Origin of the sequence: Paraburkholderia sp. EB58, from assembly GCF_050436665.1 — a bacterium.
GTDB lineage: Bacteria > Pseudomonadota > Gammaproteobacteria > Burkholderiales > Burkholderiaceae > Paraburkholderia.
On the sequence record NZ_JBNDMQ010000029.1, the window covers coordinates 85483 to 103347 of the forward strand.

The 17865-nt window shown below is 62.3% G+C and carries 14 protein-coding genes; 5 read left to right on the forward strand and 9 right to left on the reverse strand.

What is annotated here, in order from left to right; all coding sequences use genetic code 11:
* Nucleotides 1–265: 265 nt before the first annotated feature.
* The 5 genes from P3T40_RS32360 to P3T40_RS32380 all read left to right on the forward strand — a co-directional run bounded on the left by P3T40_RS32360 (nucleotide 266) and on the right by P3T40_RS32380 (nucleotide 4110).
* Nucleotides 266–967 carry an energy transducer TonB gene (locus P3T40_RS32360; protein ID WP_429271791.1) on the forward strand — a complete coding sequence of 234 codons (702 nt, stop codon included), beginning with the start codon at nucleotides 266–268 and terminating at the stop codon, nucleotides 965–967.
* 80 nt (nucleotides 968–1047) lie between these two features.
* Nucleotides 1048–1974, forward strand: coding sequence for a MotA/TolQ/ExbB proton channel family protein (locus P3T40_RS32365; protein WP_429271792.1), 927 nt, complete (start codon nucleotides 1048–1050; stop codon nucleotides 1972–1974).
* A gap of 3 nt (nucleotides 1975–1977) precedes the next feature.
* Entirely contained in the window at nucleotides 1978–2403 is a 426-nt protein-coding gene (locus P3T40_RS32370) for an ExbD/TolR family protein (protein ID WP_074265116.1), read from the forward strand.
* Between the two features lie 62 nt (nucleotides 2404–2465).
* Nucleotides 2466–2894, forward strand: a complete 429-nt coding sequence (locus P3T40_RS32375; RefSeq protein ID WP_429271793.1) for an ExbD/TolR family protein — start codon at nucleotides 2466–2468, stop codon at nucleotides 2892–2894.
* A 16-nt stretch (nucleotides 2895–2910) separates the two neighbouring features.
* Entirely contained in the window at nucleotides 2911–4110 is a 1200-nt protein-coding gene (locus tag P3T40_RS32380; RefSeq protein WP_429271794.1) for a tetratricopeptide repeat protein, read from the forward strand.
* A gap of 614 nt (nucleotides 4111–4724) precedes the next feature.
* On the opposite strand, the gene P3T40_RS32385 is transcribed toward P3T40_RS32380, so the two are convergent.
* Genes P3T40_RS32385 through P3T40_RS32425 form a run of 9 tightly spaced genes read right to left on the reverse strand, consistent with a single transcriptional unit; the run spans nucleotide 4725 to nucleotide 17578 of the window.
* A complete protein-coding gene (locus P3T40_RS32385; protein ID WP_429271795.1) occupies nucleotides 4725–7955 on the reverse strand; it encodes a multidrug efflux RND transporter permease subunit in 3231 nt (1076 codons plus the stop codon).
* A gap of 12 nt (nucleotides 7956–7967) precedes the next feature.
* The gene (locus P3T40_RS32390) at nucleotides 7968–8522 is read right to left on the reverse strand and encodes a GNAT family N-acetyltransferase (RefSeq protein ID WP_429271796.1); all 555 of its coding nucleotides are present in this window, start codon (nucleotides 8520–8522) and stop codon (nucleotides 7968–7970) included.
* Nucleotides 8497–9030: a GNAT family N-acetyltransferase gene (locus P3T40_RS32395; protein ID WP_429271797.1), complete on the reverse strand. Its 534-nt coding sequence runs from the start codon at nucleotides 9028–9030 to the stop codon at nucleotides 8497–8499. Before P3T40_RS32395 ends, P3T40_RS32390 begins: the two co-directional genes overlap by 26 nt.
* A 43-nt stretch (nucleotides 9031–9073) precedes the next feature.
* Nucleotides 9074–10435: a TldD/PmbA family protein gene (locus P3T40_RS32400; protein WP_429271798.1), complete on the reverse strand. Its 1362-nt coding sequence runs from the start codon at nucleotides 10433–10435 to the stop codon at nucleotides 9074–9076.
* Nucleotides 10435–11871, reverse strand: a complete 1437-nt coding sequence (locus tag P3T40_RS32405; protein WP_429271799.1) for a TldD/PmbA family protein — start codon at nucleotides 11869–11871, stop codon at nucleotides 10435–10437. The genes P3T40_RS32400 and P3T40_RS32405 overlap by 1 nt, the downstream gene beginning before the upstream one ends.
* Complete coding sequence (locus P3T40_RS32410) at nucleotides 11868–13511, reverse strand: ABC transporter ATP-binding protein (protein WP_429271800.1); 1644 nt, start codon at nucleotides 13509–13511, stop codon at nucleotides 11868–11870. Before P3T40_RS32410 ends, P3T40_RS32405 begins: the two co-directional genes overlap by 4 nt.
* Nucleotides 13511–14623 carry an ABC transporter permease gene (locus tag P3T40_RS32415; RefSeq protein ID WP_429271801.1) on the reverse strand — a complete coding sequence of 371 codons (1113 nt, stop codon included), beginning with the start codon at nucleotides 14621–14623 and terminating at the stop codon, nucleotides 13511–13513. The genes P3T40_RS32410 and P3T40_RS32415 overlap by 1 nt, the downstream gene beginning before the upstream one ends.
* Nucleotides 14577–15629, reverse strand: coding sequence for a microcin C ABC transporter permease YejB (locus tag P3T40_RS32420; RefSeq protein ID WP_429271802.1), 1053 nt, complete (start codon nucleotides 15627–15629; stop codon nucleotides 14577–14579). The genes P3T40_RS32415 and P3T40_RS32420 overlap by 47 nt, the downstream gene beginning before the upstream one ends.
* An 8-nt stretch (nucleotides 15630–15637) precedes the next feature.
* A complete protein-coding gene (locus P3T40_RS32425; protein WP_429271803.1) occupies nucleotides 15638–17578 on the reverse strand; it encodes an extracellular solute-binding protein in 1941 nt (646 codons plus the stop codon).
* Nucleotides 17579–17865: the final 287 nt, after the last annotated feature.

Below are 17865 nucleotides of genomic sequence, written 5' to 3' on the forward strand. Positions count from 1 at the left end.
CCGCTCATCCCCGCGGATCGCTCAGGATCTATCCGAAGCGGGCATGCGCTTTGCACACAGAGACGGTATGACGCCGTCGCAACCCGGGATATGAATTGAAGGCATAAGCCTTTGGATCCGGTCGAGTGGCACGGCGACACCCCATCTGGAGTCCAAAAGAATGTTGCGCGCCCTCATCGGTGCTGAAGTAAACAATGTTTCGAAGTAGCAAGAACGCTGCAGTCACGGAAATGGGCGGCTCACGCCGGGAGGAACGAAGGTGGTTATGAAAGTTGAAGGGCAGTTTCCGGCGGGCTCGTCCCCGGTTCAGAGAACCGGGCGCCCGCGCGAGTTCGGGAAAAAGCAGCAGAACCCCGTGCGCCGCTTTGGCGGTATCGCCGCCGTTCTTCTCCTCCACATAGTGCTGATTTATGCACTGCTCAACGGCCTGGCGACCAAGGTGGTGCAGGTCATTCAGCACCCGATTGAAACCAAGATCATCGAGCCGGTGAAGCCGCCGCCCCCGCCGCCGCTGCCGACCGTGCAGCTGCCGCCACCGAAGTTCGCGCCGCCGCCGCCGCCGTTCGTGCCGCCGCCGGAGGTCAACGTGCCGACCCCGCCGCAACCCACTATTACGCATCAGGCCGCACCGGTCGTGGCCCAGCCCGCGCCGCCGCCGGCCCCGCCCGCCCCGCCGACGCCGTCCAAGCCGGTCAGCGCACAGGTTGACGTGGCGTGCCCGAACTCCGATCAGGTCCGCTCATCCGTGGTCTATCCGAAGGAAGCTCAGGAAAACAACGTCACGGGTGACGTACTCATCGAATTCGTAGTCGATCCGCAGGGCCATATTACGGATGAGCGTGTCGCTAAGTCGTCGGAAGACTCTTCTCTCGATCGCGCGGCGTTCAATGCTGTAAAGAAGTTTAGTTGCGTTTCCCAAGGCCAACCCGTCCGTGTCCAGGTTCCGTTCAGCTTTAACCTGAACTGAGCCCCACGAACTGAGCGGTACCGGTAGCGATTTATTTATTAGTCACGTTGTACAAGTTCAACGCATGAACTGGAGCAGACATGAAAAAGCGTTCTCTCGCCGCAGTGGCGGCAACCATGGTGTTCGCCGTAACCACGGCGACGACCGTTGTCGCACCGCAAATTGCTTACGCGCAAGCTAGCGACGCAACCGCAACTGCAGCCGCATCGGCTGCCGACACCACGCCGACGGCTGCACCCGCAGCTGCTCCCGCGGATCAGGCCGTGCCGCCGCCGGCACCCGCCACCTCGGAAACCGTCAGCAACCCGTACGGCCTCGGCGCCCTGTGGAAAAACGGTGACTTCGTTGCCCGCTTCGTGCTGATCCTGCTGGTGATCATGTCGATGGGTAGCTGGTACATCATGATCACGAAGTTCTTCGAGCAATACCGTGCTAATCGCCGCTTCAAGAGCGCGGACGAACAGCTGTGGACCGCTCCTTCGCTCGCGGAAGGCGCAAAGCTGCTGGACGAAGCATCGCCGTTCCGCTTCATCGCTGAAACCGCGATCGACGCCGGCGAACACCACGACGAAGCGCTGCTCGAAGCCGTTGATCGCAACACCTGGATCGACGTGTCGGTTGACCGCGCGATCACCAACGTGTCGAACCGCCTGCAAGACGGCCTCGCCTTCCTCGGTACGGTTGGCTCGACAGCACCGTTCGTTGGTCTGTTCGGTACGGTCTGGGGTATCTATCACGCACTGACGGCAATCGGTATCGCCGGCCAGGCTTCGATCGACAAGGTCGCAGGCCCGGTGGGTGAAGCGCTGATCATGACGGCAATCGGTCTGGCTGTCGCTGTTCCTGCCGTGCTGGGCTACAACTTCCTGGTTCGCCGCAACAAGTCGGTGATGGAACGTGTGCGTGGCTTCGGTGCTCAACTGCACACCGTCCTGCTGGCCGGCGGCAAGAAAGCGAAGCGTCCTGTTGCAGGTCAGAAGGCTACGCTGGTCGAACAAGCGGGGTAAATCATGGCTATGAGCGTTGGGCAAGAGGGGGATGAGGACGAAGTCATCTCCGCCATCAACACCACGCCGCTAGTCGATGTGATGCTGGTTTTGCTGATCATCTTCCTGATCACGATTCCTGTTGTTACGCATACGGTGCCGGTGAAGTTGCCGAATGAGGCAGTCCAGCCGCTGCAGACCACGCCCAAAAGTATCGTGATCGCGGTCAACCGCGATGGCGATTTCTTCTGGAACGAGAAGCACGTGGATGCAGCGACGCTGCTCACGCAGTTGAAGACGGTGTCTGTGATGCAGCCGCAACCGGAAGTCAACGTGCGTGGCGATCAGAACACGCGTTACGAGTTTATCGGCCGCGTGATCACAGCGTGCGAGCGCGCGGGTATCGCCAAGGTGTCATTTATCACTGAGCCGCCGCCGCGCGGAGGCTAAGTTGCTTTGGATGGGACCACAGTAAGTGCCAAAGCGCTAACTGTGGTCGACAGGAGCCCACTATGGGAATGAACGTATCTTCGGGCAGTGGCGGCGAACCGGATGTGATGGTCGACATCAACACCACGCCGCTCATCGACGTGATGCTGGTGTTGCTGATCATGCTGATCATCACGATTCCGATTCAGACGCACGCCATCAAGATGAACTTGCCGGTCGGCAACCCTCCCCCTCCGGCGGTGCAGCCTGAGGTGGTGCAGATCGATATCGACTTCGACGGCACGATGATGTGGAACGGCACGGTCGTACCCGACCAGGCCGCTCTCAACGCCAAACTGGCTCAGGTTGCTGCTGAGCCGGTGCAGGCCGAGATCCATCTGCTGCCGAACAAGCTGGTGCCGTACAAGGACGTCGCGGCTGTGCTGGCTTCGGCGCAACGCATCGGTGCAACGAAAATCGGGCTGATCGGCAACGAGCAGTACATGCAATAAGGATGTGGGAGTGCTAATGATCCATCAACGGTTCAAGCGTGCCGTGATTGCGGCCGCTTTCGGGGGGCTGTCTGCCCTCGTCGTGCTGCCGAACGCGTATGCCGCCGACACACTGCGTCCCGAAGTGGCCAAGCCGCTCAACGCGGCGCAGGATTCGTACCGGGCTCACAAGTATCAGGACGCGCTGGCGAAGATCGCTCAGGCGGATGCCGTGCCGAACAAGACGTCATATGAAAGCTATATGATCGAAGAGATGCGCGGCGCCGCGGCGGCTGCAGCCGGCGATTCCAGCACCGCAGCCAAGGCCTACGAGACGCTGCTGGCTTCCGGCAAGCTGACGGGCGCGGACGAGCAGCGCACCACCGCTGCCCTCGCCGGCATCTACTTTCAGGAAAAGAGCTACCCGCAGGCAATCAAGACTGCGCAGCGTTACCTGAAAGCCGGCGGCACGGATCCGGACATGCGGGTCTTGCTCATCCAGTCGTACTACCTGTCGGGCGACTGTGCCAACGTGGTGGGCCTGCTCAAGCCCACCGTGGACGCACAGGCGCGCGCCGGCCACGCGCCGGACGAGTCGCAGTTGCAGTTGCTGGGTACGTGCGCACAGAAGTCCAACGATTCGGCCACCTATCGCGGTGCGCTCGAAAAGCTGGTGGCGTACCACCCGAAGCAATCGTACTGGGACGACCTGTTCTCCGCGATTCGCAACAAGCCGGGCTACGCGTCGAGTCTCGATATCGACACCTATCGTCTGCGCCGTGCTACCGGTTCGCTGACGACAGCTGACGACTATATGCAGATGACGCAACTGGCGATCGTTGCGGGCACCACGGTTGAAGGCAAGCAGGTGATCGACCAGGGCTTCTCGTCCGGCGTGCTGGGTCACGACGCCGGTGCGGATCGCGAGAAGCGCCTGCAGGCACTGGCTGCGAAGCGTGCGACGAGCACGGTCGACAGCAACGGTGTGCCGATTCCGCCGTTTGACGCAGCGTTCAATCAGGTGTTCGCGGGTCAGGCTCAGCAGGGTCTGGCGACAATGGAAGCTTTGATTGCCAAGGGTGGCCTCGAACATCCGGATCAGGCGCAACTGCATCTGGGTGAGGCGTATTTCATCGCTGGTCAGAAGGCGAAGGCAGTTCAGGCGTTCAAGGCCGTCAAGGGCGACGATGGATCGGCTGATCTGGCGCGCTTGTGGATTCTGGTGGCGTCGAAGTAAGCGCCCCTCTCCTCTTCTGTTGCACTGCTGTATCTCGCGCCGCAAACTGGACTCTCGAAGTCTCGGTTTGCGGCGCGATTCTTTTTGTACTCTCCTCCCCCGGTTGTTCCCATCACAAGGCGTCGTTAGGCCGCCTTTACCTTGGTTCCTGCGTCGCAGTCCAACTGCCCTCCTGCGTGCCGGGTTAAACCAATCTCGGCTCAATTTCTGAATCTTGAATCATTCTTGAGTCATTCTTAGACCATTTTGACCCATTTTCGGGGCATTTCGATCTAAGATCGGTTCCACGAACAATCCTCAGGCAACGGGCCTGCCCAACCCATTTCGCGCGGCCCATCGCAACGCCATTAGCGAGTGGTGAGCCGCGTCGTCCGCCAAGGTCATCCCTCAAGGAGGCCGTCGCTGAGTTTCAGCTCCCGGCGCAAGACGCCGAGCGGCTCACCGAAACAGTGAAAGGTGACATCGCCCGCCTCGGCGAACACAACTTCGCTCGTTACCGGTTGACGCTCAGGGAAGTGACGCGTTGGATCGAAGCAGGTCGGCCGCTAACCGAATAACGTGGCGCGCGGCCAGCCTCCCGTCACCGCGAGCCGACCGCGCCGCCCCTCCCCTGCTCACTTGCTGCTGGTTTCCTGCTTCTCCATCTCGCGATCCGTGCGCGTCGGCCGCGCCGGATCCGGCTTATTACGCTCATCCGTGGCAGCATGTTCAGGCCCAGCCGGACGCCGGCGCCGCCTTTGTGTGAGCGATACCACCGCATAAAACGCCACCGGCGCGAACACCAGCCCGAGCAAGGTCGCCGCCAGCACACCGCCGAACACGCCGGTGCCGATCGATTGGCGGCTCTCGGCCCCCGCACCGCTCGACACCACCAGCGGCGCCACACCCAGCAGAAACGCCGCCGAGGTCATCACAATCGGCCGGAAGCGCGCGCCTGCTGCGTCGATCACCGCACGCGCCAACGGCAAGCCACGGGCGTGCAGATCGCGGGCAAACTGCACGATCAGAATCGCGTTCTTCGCCGACAGGCCGATCACCGTGATCATCCCCACCTTGAAGTACACGTCGTTCGGCATGCCGCGCATCAGCACAGCCGACACCGCGCCGATCACCCCAAGCGGCACCACCATCAGCACTGCGAACGGAATGGTCCAGCTTTCGTACAGCGCGGCCAGCGCCATGAACACAGCCAGCAACGACAAGCCGATCAGGAGCGGCGTCTGCTTCTCGGCGACGGTTTCCTCCCGTGCCGCATCCACCCAGTCGTACGCGACGCCCACCGGCAGTGCCGCAGCAGCGAGCCTCTCCATCTCGGCCATCGCCGCGCCCGAGCTATAGCCACGCGCTGCGCGGCCGCTCACGTCAAGCGATGGATAGCCGTTGTAGCGCGACAGCGCCACCGGCCCGACGGTCCACGTGCGTGACGCGATGGCCGACAGCGGCACCATGTTGCCCTGTGCGTTCTCCACCGACAGCGCCATCAAATCGTCGTCGGTCATGCGCGTCGATGCATCGCCTTCCACCACCACACGCCGCATGCGCCCGGACGCCGGAAAGTCGTCCACATACGTCGAGCCAAAGGTACTGCCCAGCAGATCGGAAATCTTGTCGAACGAGACGCCCAGTGCATAGGCCTTGGCCCGGTCGATCGTCAGTTCAATGCGCGGCGCATCGGGCAGATCTTCGGAGTGCACGTCCGCGAGTGCCGGATCCACCTTGGCCTTCGCAAACAGCGCCTCACGCGCGGCCTTCAGGCCGTCGAGCCCTACCCCACCGCGATCCTCGAGCCGGAACACAAAGCCGTCCGAATGGCCCACGCCCGGCACCGATGGCGGCAACTGGGCGTCCACCTGACCATCGAGAATGCTCGTGAACTCCGCGTTCAACTTGTCCTGCAAGTCCATCGCGCTGAGCTTGCGCTTGTCCCAGTCCTTCAGTTCAACGAATGCCATGCCGACGTTCTGACCCGTCCCCTGGAAGCTCCAGCCGATCAGGCTCGTCACGTGCGCGATCTCAGGGTGGCGATGCAGAATCGCCTCGACGCGCTTGATCACCGCCAGCGTGCGCGCCTGGGTCGAGCCCGCCGGCAACTGGATCATCACCTGCAATTGACCCTGATCCTCGGTGGGGAGAAAGCCGCCGGGCATCTGCCAGTAGAGCAACCCGCAGATGCCGACCAGCACCGCATACACGACGAGCACCCGCCCGATCCGCTGCACGGTGCGGGTAGTGAGCCAGCGATAGCCGCGCGACGCGCTATCGAAACCTTCGGCAAATCTTGACGCGCCACGCGCGAAGAAGCCGCGCAGGCCACGACGGGCCTCACGCTGATGCGGCGTGGTGCCAGTCGGCTTCAGCAGATTGGCGCAAAGCGCCGGCGTGAGCGAGAGGGCCATGAACGACGACACCAGCATCGAGGCGATCATCGCCACCGAGAACTGCCGGTAGATACCACCCACGCTGCCCGGGAAAAACGCCATCGGCACGAACACCGCGGTCAGCACAGCGGTCACGCCAACGATCGCGCTGCCGATCTGCGACATCGCCTTGCGGGTCGCCTCGCGCGGCGGCAAGCCCTCCTCTTCCATCACGCGGTGCACGCTCTCGACCACCACGATCGCGTCGTCGACCAGAATGCCGATCGCCAGCACGAGGCCGAACATCGTGAACACGTTGATGGACAGACCGAACGCCCACATGGCCAGAAACGCGCCCATCAGCGTGACCGGAATCACCACCGTCGGCACCAGCGTGTAACGCAGGTCGCGCAGGAACAGCCACATCACGAAGAACACCAGCACCACGGCTTCGATCAGTGTGTACACCACCTCACGAATCGCGATCTGCACAAAATGCGCGCTGTCGAAAGGGATTTCGACCTGGACGCCGGGCGGCATGCTTTTGGACAGCTCGGCAAGGCGCGCGCGAATCGCATTCGAGGTTTCCAGCGCATTGCCACGCGGTCCTAACTGAATCCCCACGGTTGCCGACGAGCGGCCGTTCAGGCGCGACCAGAACGAGTAGTCGTCACGGCCGAGCTCGACGCGCGCCACGTCGCGCAGGCGCACGGCGGAGCCGTCCGGCTTCGCCTTCAGCACGATCAGACCGAACTCTTCAGGCGATATCAGCTGACCCTTGACGCTCACCGAAGCAACCAGTTGCTGCCCCGGCACAAATGGCGCGTCGCCCAGCGTGCCGGCCGTCACCGTGGCGTTCTGCGCCATGATCGCGGCGTTCACGTCGCCGGCGGCAAGGCCATATTCGCGCAGCTTCATCGGATCGATCCAGATCCGCAACGCCTGGTCCGAGTCCCACAATTGTGCCGAGCCGACGCCGGGTGCGCGTTTCAGTTCGCGCATCACGTAGCGGTTCAGGTAATTGCTCAGTTCGGTCGAATCGCGCGTGCCGTCGGTCGAGGTCAGCGCGACCAGCATCAGAAAGGTGTTCGACGCCTTGAACACGCTGATGCCGTTCTGCACGACCTGCTGCGGCAGGCGCGGCTCGACCTGCTTCAGACGGTTCTGCACGTCGACCATCGCGATGTCGGGATTGGTGGCCGGCGAGAAGGTCGCGTCGATTTCCAGATTGCCCTGACCGTCGCTGCTGGTTTCGTAGTACAGCATACCGTCGGCGCCATCGAGACTTTCCTCGATGATGCTGCCCACGTCGCCGTCGACCACCTCAGTCGCGGCGCCCGGATAGCTCGCCGCGATCACGATGCGCGGCGGCGACAGGCGCGGATATTGGGCAACAGGAAGTTGCGGAATGGCTAGCGCGCCCGCCACGATGATGGCGAGCGCGACAATCCAGGCGAAGACCGGTCGGTCAATAAAAAATGAGGGCACTCAGGCTTCCTGTCAGTGCTGCACGAAGGACGGCGCGTCAGCGAGGCGCGCCATGTGCAAAACATCGGCCAGCACGCCGTCGCGCATCGCATAGCCGCGCGAGCGCCCCTCTTCGACAAAACCGAAACGGCGGTAGAGGGCAATGGCCGGCGCGTTATCGGTGAACACTGTCAATTCGATGCGGCGCAGGCCAAGCGAATGGTCGGCGCATTCGACGAGCGCGGCCATCAGTGCCGTACCCACGCCGCGCCCTTGCCAGGCGTCGTGCACAGACAACCCGAGGCCCGCGCTATGCGCACGGCGCGGTGGCGCAACCACCAGACCGGCATGCCCCACTACACGACCATCCAGTTCCGCACACAAGGCAATGGAATTCGCAGGCAAACCGGCGAACCATGACGCCATGGCTTCAGGCGTGCGGTACCCCACGGCCAACGTTCCGCGCCGGACACCCGGTTGACTCGTGATGTCGGCGATCGCTTCCATGTCCGACGCTTCGCATACGCGTACGATCACGCGCGGTGTTGTCCCTGCCTCTCTCTCAAACCTCTCGCTGCTCGTGTTCATTATTTTGGTCCGTTGCGAATGGCATCGGCTCACGCAACCGTGCCATGAAGTAGCAATCGATCAGCACTCCGTCGCGTAATGCGGCGCCGCGGTGCGTTGCTTCTACTTCGAAACCGTACTTCCTGTACAGCGCAATGGCCGCCTGATTGTCGGTGAACACATTGAGTTCGACGCGACGCAGACCGAGCCACTGATCGGCAAGATCAAGCATTTCTGCGATCAACGCACTGCCGACCCCGCGGCCATGCCATGCATCGTGCACGCCGACGGAGATCGTCGCCGTATGGGCACGGCGCAGCAAGCCCCGTGACAATATTCCGAAGCCGACCAGTATATCGCCGACCACTGCGGCAATGGCCACCTTGGAAGAGTCTAATTTTTCGAGCCACGCGCGCGTCTTTTCGAGGGTCGGATACGGCGCAGCCGGATTGCCATGCAACATCGCGGGCTGCAACTCCAGCGCGTGGAGCTGCGCCGCGTCCGCTACGCGTAGGGCGCGTAGCGTCAAGCTCTCAGATAGTGATGTTGTTGTTATGTTTTTGCCCATCCACTTACAGTGTCAGTTCGAACGAGCGCGCGAGTAAGCCCGGCAGATGCATGCCGCCGGTGCCGCGTTCGCCCCAGGTAGAGTCGCTCAGCAGCAATTCGGGCTGGGCGCCCAGCCGCTCCAGTTGATCGCCGAGCAGCCGGTACATGCTGTCGTCAAAACGCATAGCGTCCACCGGCGCGACGATCTGGCCGTGCTCAACCCAGAAGGTCGCAAAGCGCGTCATGCCGGTCAGGCGGCAATTCATCCGGTCCGAGAAATTCACGTACCAGAGATTGCCGATATAGAGGCCCGTATCGAGCTGCGCCAGCACATCGTCTTCGGCGAGGTCGCCGCCTTCCATCGACAACGCCACCGGTGCTTCGGAGTCCAGCGCACCGTTGGGTTGCAGACCGTACTCGCGGGCGCTGCGCGCATTGGTCAGACGCTCCACGCTGCGGCCGTCCTGAATCAGCGGCACACTCGCGCGCAGATAACCGTCTTCGTTGAAACCCGGCGTGATGCCGAGGCTCAGATCTTCGGTCAGCGTCACGCGCGGATCCAGCGCAACCTCGCCGGTGTGCAGCTTGAACAGTTCGCTGCGCGAGGTGGCCTGCGCGCGGGCGGAGAAACCGCCCCATGCAGTCACACCTAACAGTTCCTCGAGCGCGGCCGGTGCCAGATACGAACGATAGCGTCCCGGAGACAGCGCGCGCGGCGTAAGCGCGAGGATAGGCAAACGCGCAGCGGCCTGCTCGACCTTGCGGGCGAAGGTCGCGTCGCTCCAGTGGTCGCCTGCGTAGCTGGTCTTGATGGCGCGGCCGCTCGGGTCGTAGAGCGACCAGCTAAAATTGAAGTTGCTGACTTCATACCAGCCACGGCTGCCTTTCGTCGAGGCGAAGCCGCGCACAATCGTGCCGCCGGCGTAAAAGCCTACGAAATCTAGCCCCTTCGCACATTCGGCAACCGTACGCACCAGCGCCTGCGGGTCCGCCACCTTGCCGTCCCGGCGCGTCGAGCGCTCCCACTGCGAGGTGTTGAACAGCAGATGGGGATCGTCCGGCGCATCGCGCAACCCTTCGCGCAATGTGCCGAGCGCGTGACGCACGTCCTGCAGGTCGGCGTCGGCATCGCCGCACACCGTCAGCGTCGAATAGGCCTGGCGCGCGCCGTCGATCAGGCGCAGCGTCAGCTTGCCTTGTGAGACGCTGCCGATCTGCCGTACCTTGCCCGCGTTGAAGCGGATGAAATCGGACTGTTCTGCGGAGAACGAGGTCAGCGTGATTTCGCCGCCTTGCTGCGCGCACTCGATCGCATCGGCGAGCAGCAGAAAATGGCGATGCCAGTCCACCGCTGTCGCGCCCTGCAACATCAGCGAGTCGCTCATCATGCGCCTCCGAAGACGTCGATATTGCTGAACACGCAAGCAGGCGACGCATGGCCGACGCGAATGATCTGCGCCGGCTCGCCCTTGCCGCACATCGACGTGCCGAACACCTGGCGGGTGCTCGCGTTACCGACCGCAGAAAGACTGCGCCAGAAATTCGCCGAGATACCGCGATAGTTAGGCTGCTTGACGACCTGGGTGAGCTTGCCGTTCTCGATCAGTTGGCCGAACTCGCAGCCGAACTGGAACTTGTTGCGATGGTCGTCGATCGACCACGACGTGTTGGTGCGCATCAGAATTCCGTGTTCGATATTGGCGATCATCTCGTCGAGCGACTGGTCGCCCGGTTCGATATTCAGATTCGCCATCCGGTCGATAGGCGGCCGGTTCCAGTTCGACGCGCGCGAATTCGCCACGCCCGGCAGATGCGCGCGCTGCTGCGACAGCGCACCGCCCAGCGGCCGCTCCAGCAGGCCGTCGCGGATCAGGTAGTGTTTCTGCGCCGCGGTGCCGTCGTCGTCGAAGGCGTAGGACGCCGCTTCTTCGCGCAGTTCCGGATCGAACGTGACGTTTAGCAGACCTGAACCGTACTGGTAGCTGCCGAACATCTCCGGCTTCACGAAGCTCCAGCCGGCGAAATTGCGCTCGTCGCCGAGAATGCGGTCCAGCTCGAGCGGATGGCCGATCGATTCGTGGATCTGCAGCATCATCTGGTCGGGCATCAGCAGCAGATCGCGCTTGCCCGAAGGGCAATTCGGCGCGGCCAGCAATTGCAGCGCCTCGTGGGCGACACGCGCGCCGGCACCGTCGAAGCCGTAACGCGCCAGCACTTCGAGACCGCCCTGCGCGAGCGTCCCGTAGTTGCCTCCCAAGGTGCGCACCTGGGTATCACCATCGGCATGCGCGGCGACGCTCAACTGCGGCATCACGAAGCGGAAATGCTGGTCGATGCGCACGCCGTCGCCGGTAATGTAAAGCTGGTCAGTATGCGTGACCTGCACGCTCGCCGTGCGCTCGACGATGCGCGGATCGATATTGGCGGCCGCGCATTCGCGCGCCAGCCGGTCGAGCCAGTCGCGCCGGTTCGGCAACGCATGCTCGACATTCGGCGACACATAGCGGCCGCTGGTAGCAGGACGCGCGATCTCGCGATGGTCGATCAGCGACAGCGTCCCACTCGCTTTGGCGCGTGCGGTTGCAATATCGAGCGCCGCCTGCAAACCGGCTGCCGAGAGGTTGGCGCTCGCCGCATAACCGGCGCCCGCGCCAACGTATGCGATCAGCATGGCGCCGCGGTCACGCACGGTACGCAGCGGCTGCGCGACATCGTTGCGGACTTCGTGATCGTCGATCGTTTCGTCGACGATGCGCAGCGACCAGAAATCCGCGTCGCTCTTCAGCGAGCGGGCAGCTTGCGCCCACCTTTCGTCAATCATGCGATTTTCTCTTGGATATCGGATTGCGGCGCCATCATCGACGAGGCCAGCAACGACTGGGTATAAGGGTGCGACGGCGCGTGCAGCACATCCATCGTATCGCCCGCTTCGACAATACGGCCCGATTTCATCACGATCACACGATGCGCCATCGCCTTCATCACCGCGAGATCGTGGGTGATGAACAGATAGCTCAGCTTGTACTTTTTCTGCAGATTTGTCAGCAGATTCAGCACCTGCTTCTGGATCGACACGTCGAGCGCGCTGGTCGGCTCGTCGAGCACCAGCAGTTCGGGTTCGACCGCGAGCGCGCGCGCAATCGCGATACGCTGACGCTGGCCGCCGGAGAACTCGTGCGGATAGCGCAGCATCGATTCGACCGGCATACCCACTTCTTCGAGCAACGTCCCCACGCGGTTGCGCCGCGTTTTGGCGTCAATGTCGGGACGGTGCAGGGCAAGGCCCTCGCCAATAATCTGCTCGACCGTCATACGCGGCGACAGCGAGCCGAACGGATCCTGAAACACCACCTGCATGCGCGAGTACAGCGCGCGCTTGGCCTTGGCGTTTTTCAGCGACGACAGCGCCAGCCCGTCAATATCGATCGTGCCGGCGGCGGGATGCTGCAGGCCAAGCACCGTGGCCGCGAGCGTCGATTTACCCGAGCCCGATTCGCCGACGATGCCGAGCGTCTCGCCGCGGCGCAAGCTCAGGTCCACATCGTGCACCGCGCGGAAGGTCGACTTGCCGAAAATCGAACGCAAGCCTTTCGCCGATACGTGATAGTCCACGGCCAGCCCCTTGACGTCGAGAATCTGGCGCGCGCCCTCTTCAACGTCGTCGATGCTACGCTGGGGCTCGCTGTCCAAAAGACGCTTCGTATAGGGATGCTGAGGATTCGAAAACAGGGCCTGCGTCGTGTTGGTTTCAACCAGCACGCCCTTTTCCATCACCGCCACGCGCTGCGCGAAGCGCTTCACCAGATTCAGGTCATGCGTGATCAGCAGCACGGCCATGCCGCGCTCGGCCGCTTCCTGTTCCTGCAATTCGATCAGCAGATCGACGATCTGCTGGCGCACCGTGACGTCCAGCGCGGTAGTCGGTTCATCGGCCAGCAACAGACGCGGCCGGCACGCGAGCGCCATCGCGATCATCGCACGCTGGCGCTGGCCGCCGGACAACTGGTGCGGGAAGCTGTCGATGCGACGCTCTGGCTCAGGAATGCCCGTGCGGCGCAGCAGTTCGATACCACGCTCGCGAGCCGCATTCGGGCGCATGCCTTCATGCAGCCGCAGGCTTTCGGCGATCTGCTTGCCGACCGTGTAGAGCGGATTCAGTGCCGTCATCGGCTCCTGGAACACCATCGCGACATCCGCGCCACGAATTCCGCGCATCTGCTGCTCGGTCTTCTGCAGCAGGTCTTCGCCGTCGAGCAGCATGCGGCCGCTCAGTTTTGCCTCGCTCACGAGGCGCAGGATCGACAAGGCGGTCACGCTCTTGCCCGAGCCCGATTCGCCGACCAGCGCCACACGTTCGCCGCGCGCAATCGACAGACTCAGTTCCTGCACCGCGACTTTCTCGCCGAAGCGCACCGAGAAGCGGTCAATTTCCAGCAAGGGCTTGTTCAAAGGCTTATTCATTACTTGCCACCCCCAAATGCCGAGCCGCGCGTGCGTGTATCGAGCGCGTTGCGCAATGCGTCGCCCATGAAGGTCAGCAACAGCAGTGTGATCACCAGCGCCGAGAACGCCGAGATCGAAATCCACCATGCATCGAGGTTGTTCTTGCCTTCGGCCAGCAGTTCACCGAGGCTCGGCGTCGGCGGCGGGACACCGAGGCCGAGAAAGTCGAGACTGGTGAGCGACAGGATGGCCGCGCTCATGCGGAACGGCAGGAATGTGATTACCGGAGTCAGGCTGTTAGGCAACACGTGACGCCACATGATCTGCCAGTTCGACAGGCCCATCGTGCGGGCAGCCTTCACGTAGTCGAGCGAACGGTTACGCAGGAATTCGGCGCGCACGTAGTCCGACAGCACGAGCCAGCCGAACATCGACAGCAGGATGAAGAGCAGCCACAGCGTCGGCTCGAAGATCGAAGCAAAGATGATCAGCAGATACAGGTCCGGCATCGAGCTCCAGATTTCGATCAGGCGCTGCCCGATCAGGTCTGTGCGCCCGCCATAGAAACCCTGCACGGCGCCGGTCAACACGCCGATCGCCACCCCCGAGATGGTCAACGCAAACGCCATCAGCACCGACAGACGGAAGCCGTACAGCAGTCGCGACAACACATCGCGGCCGAACTGATCGGTGCCGAGCCAGTTGCTCGACGACGGTGGCGCCGGATACGGATGCGCCGCGAAGTAGTCGATCGTGTCGTAGTGGTAATGATTCGGCGGATAGACCGCGAAGTTGCCGTTACCCTGAATGCGCGAGCGAATATACGGATCGAGGTAATTGGTACCCGCCGGGAAGTCGCCGCCAAAGATCGTCTCCGGATAGTCCTTCACGATCGGAAAGTAGTAGTGCCCTTCGTAGTGGACGACCAGCGGCCGGTCGTTGGCAATGACTTCGCCGAACAGGCTGATCACGAACAGAGCGCCAAAAATCAGCAGGCTCCAGTAACCGAGACGCTGGCTCTTGAAACGCAGCCACGTGCGCCGCCACGGCGACACCGACGCGACGAGCGTGACGGCCGACGGGTCAACGGCCCAGGCGGTTGAATTGGATGCGGGGGTCGACGAGGACATAGCAGACGTCAGCAATAAGTTTGGTTACAAGACCGATCAGCGTGAACAGGAAAAGCGAACCGAGTACGACCGGGTAATCGCGGCGGATCACGGAGTCGTAAGACAGTTGGCCCATACCGTCGAGCGAGAACAGGGTTTCGATCAGCAGGTTGCCGTTCAGGAACGCGCCCACGAAAGCGGCGGGCAAACCTGTCAGCAGCGGAATCGCAGCGTTGCGCAGCACGTGCTTCCACAGCACGTCGCGCTCCGGCGCCCCTTTGGCTCTTGCGGTCAGCACGTATTGCCGGCCAATCTCCTCAAGGAACGTGTTCTTGGTCAGGATCGTGACGATGGCAAAGTTGCCGACCACCGAGGCGATGACAGGCAGCACGATGTGCCACAGGTAATCGAGAATCTTGCCGACTACGCTCAGGTCCTGGAAGTTATCCGAGGTCAGGCCGCGCATCGGAAACAGCTGCCAGAAAGTGCCGCCGCCGAATAGCATCAGCAACAACACGCCCAGCACGAAGCCCGGAATCGCGTAACCCGAGAGCACCAGCACACTGGTGACCGTGTCGAAGCGGGAGCCGTTGCGCACTGCTTTCGCAATGCCCAACGGCACCGATATCAGGTAAGTGAGAAGCACCGTCCATAAGCCGAGCGTGATAGACACCGGCAGCTTGGATTTGATCACGTCCCACACGCTGTCGTGCTGATAGTAGGACTGCCCAAGATTGAAGGTCGCGTAGTTCTTCATCATCAGGAAGTAACGCGTGAGCGGCGGCTTGTCGAAGCCAAACTGCTTCTTGATCTGCTCGAGCTGCTGCGGGTCGACGCCCTGGCTGCCGTGATAGCCGCCACCGCCCGCCCCCGCCTCTCCGCCACGGCTTTTGCCGTGGCGGAGTTGCGTCATCACCTGTTCGACCGGCCCACCCGGCACGAACTGCGTGACGACAAAGGTAAGGGTCACGACGCCGATCAAGGTCGGCACCATCAACAACAGACGTCTAAGAATGTAAGCAAGCATGGTGAACCTCAGTTTGCTGCGGACGGCGAGGAAACCGGCGTGGCCGCGCTGAGTGCGGCCTGCGGTTTCTTGTACCAGTAGTTGATGACCCAATCCTCGTACTGATACGAGTCCGGCACGATCTTCGGGAAGCCCAGCGTGGTCTTGTAGCCAATTCGCCCGTCCGGTGCGAAATATTGCGGCACCAGGTAGTACGAGTTGACGAGCACGCGATCGAGCGCACGAGTCGCCGCTTCCAGATCCTCGATCGTCGTGGCCGCGAGCACGTCGTGAATCAGTGCATCAACGGCCTTCGACTGAATCCCCGGATAGTTTTCCGAACCCACCTCGGTCGCGGCCTTGCTGCCGAAACGGCGCTCCAGTTCCGCGCCCGGAATCGTGACCGGGTTATAGATGTAGGTGGTCATGTCGTAATCGAAATTGTCGAGCCGCTTCTGGTACAGCGCGCTGTCGATTTCACGCATATGGGCCTGGATGCCGAGCATGCCGAGCGCCTGCATGTACGGCAGGATCAAGCGGTCCATGCCAGGCTCATCGTCGATGATCTCGATGGTCATCGGATTGCCATTGGCATCGCGCAGCGCGCCGTCGCGGTAATGCCAGCCAGCTTGTGCCAGCAGATCGCGAGCTTCGCGCAAATTACCGCGCAGCGAGTCGGGCGCCAGCGTCGTGGGTTGTTTCAACATAGGACCGAACGCTTCCGGCGGAATGCTGCCGCGCAGCGGCTCGAGCAATGCCAGCTCTTTCGCGCTGGGCATACCCTTTGCAGCGAACGGACTCGCGTCGAAATAGCTTTGCTCACGACGATACTGACCGTAGAACATCATCCGGTTCATCCAGTCGTAATCGAACGCCAGACTCAGCGCGTGACGCACCCGCACGTCCTTGAACATCGGCTTGCGCAGATTGATCAGGAATCCTTGCATCTGCGCCGGGCCGTCAGGGAAAGCGCCCTGCTTCAGCAAACCATTGTTGAAGTTCTTGCCGACGTATTTGCGCGCCCACTGGGTCGCGCTATATTCGACATGCACGTCGGCGTCGCCGGCCTTGAACGCTTCCAGCATCGTGTACTGGTCAAGGTAGAGCCTGAAGCGGATCTGATCGAAGCGGAACATACCGCGACGCGACGGCAGATTCGCGGCCCAGTAGTTCGGGTTGCGCCGATAGTCGATGTCCTTGTCGTTCTTGCGTTGCTCGATCAGATACGGACCGCTCGCGATCGGCGGCACGGTAGAGATCTGGTCGAACGGCGGCCGCTTGCCGTCGGGCGTCATACCCCATTTCGGCGAAAACACCGGGATGTCGCCGGCAATCAACGGCGCATCGCGCTCCGGACGCGTGAAATCGAAGCGGATCGTCAACTTGTCGATCACCGTGGCGCTCTTGATCACGGAGAACTGTGAGTTCAGGAGCGGCGATGCCTGAGGGCTTTTCAGCGTATCGATCGAATATTTGACGTCCGCGGCGGTAATCGGGTCGCCATTGGAGAAGCGCGCGGCAGGATTGATGTGGAACGTCGCGGAAGTCAGGTCGGGCGCCACCTCGACGTCGTCCGCAATCAGCGCATATTCTGAGGCGAGTTCGTCCCAGCTACGCTGCATCAGCGTGTCGAACATCAGGTTCTTGATGTCCGGCGCGGGCGCGCCACGGACCAGAAACGGATTGAGCGAGTCGTAGCTCTGCAGCTGGTCGTAGTTTTCGAAATTGAGCGTGCCGGTGTTGGGCGCGTCCGGATCCGCATAAGCGAAATGCGTAAAATTGGCGGGGTATTTGGGCTGATCGTATTGAGCGATCGCGGAAGCGGCGTGAGCCGGCGTGACGGCCAGGCCCAATGCGCCAAGCAGTGCGGCAGCGAAAACCGGCGCGGCGCGCCTGGCGGCTTGCCGTGTCGCCGATGCGCACGAGATCGTCCATGCAGCGCGCGGCAACCGAAACTTCACAAGTCTCATCATCAGTATGCGTAGGTCGCGCGCCGGCTTATGGCCAACGCACGGTTCGTCGGATCGACCAAGGCGATGCCAGCGGCCATCGTCCAGATCACTTAAGGCGTCGCATGGCGCCTTGGGTTATGGGTTAGCGTCGACCGCGGGGCCTGAACGAAACCGCCCCGTCGCCGACAACAATCCCTGCGTTCTTCTCGCGCTGGCCGGGTCGGCATGACGGCAGTGCAGGCAATGCTGGCCGCGGCGACGTACGGAGAAGCTCACAGTGTGCTACTTAAAAAAAAGAGTCGCTC

Bases quoted from the DNA above. Each gene is read 5' to 3' on its own strand.
- P3T40_RS32360 (WP_429271791.1), top strand. From the start codon at position 266: ATGAAAGTTGAAGGGCAGTTTCCGGCGGGCTCGTCCCCGGTTCAGAGA.
- P3T40_RS32365 (WP_429271792.1), top strand. From the start codon at position 1,048: ATGAAAAAGCGTTCTCTCGCCGCAGTGGCGGCAACCATGGTGTTCGCC.
- P3T40_RS32370 (WP_074265116.1), top strand. From the start codon at position 1,978: ATGGCTATGAGCGTTGGGCAAGAGGGGGATGAGGACGAAGTCATCTCC.
- P3T40_RS32375 (WP_429271793.1), top strand. From the start codon at position 2,466: ATGGGAATGAACGTATCTTCGGGCAGTGGCGGCGAACCGGATGTGATG.
- P3T40_RS32380 (WP_429271794.1), top strand. From the start codon at position 2,911: ATGATCCATCAACGGTTCAAGCGTGCCGTGATTGCGGCCGCTTTCGGG.
- P3T40_RS32390 (WP_429271796.1), bottom strand. From the start codon at position 8,522: ATGAACACGAGCAGCGAGAGGTTTGAGAGAGAGGCAGGGACAACACCG.
- P3T40_RS32400 (WP_429271798.1), bottom strand. From the start codon at position 10,435: ATGAGCGACTCGCTGATGTTGCAGGGCGCGACAGCGGTGGACTGGCAT.
- P3T40_RS32405 (WP_429271799.1), bottom strand. From the start codon at position 11,871: ATGATTGACGAAAGGTGGGCGCAAGCTGCCCGCTCGCTGAAGAGCGAC.
- P3T40_RS32410 (WP_429271800.1), bottom strand. From the start codon at position 13,511: ATGAATAAGCCTTTGAACAAGCCCTTGCTGGAAATTGACCGCTTCTCG.
- P3T40_RS32415 (WP_429271801.1), bottom strand. From the start codon at position 14,623: ATGTCCTCGTCGACCCCCGCATCCAATTCAACCGCCTGGGCCGTTGAC.
- P3T40_RS32420 (WP_429271802.1), bottom strand. From the start codon at position 15,629: ATGCTTGCTTACATTCTTAGACGTCTGTTGTTGATGGTGCCGACCTTG.
- P3T40_RS32425 (WP_429271803.1), bottom strand. From the start codon at position 17,578: ATGAGACTTGTGAAGTTTCGGTTGCCGCGCGCTGCATGGACGATCTCG.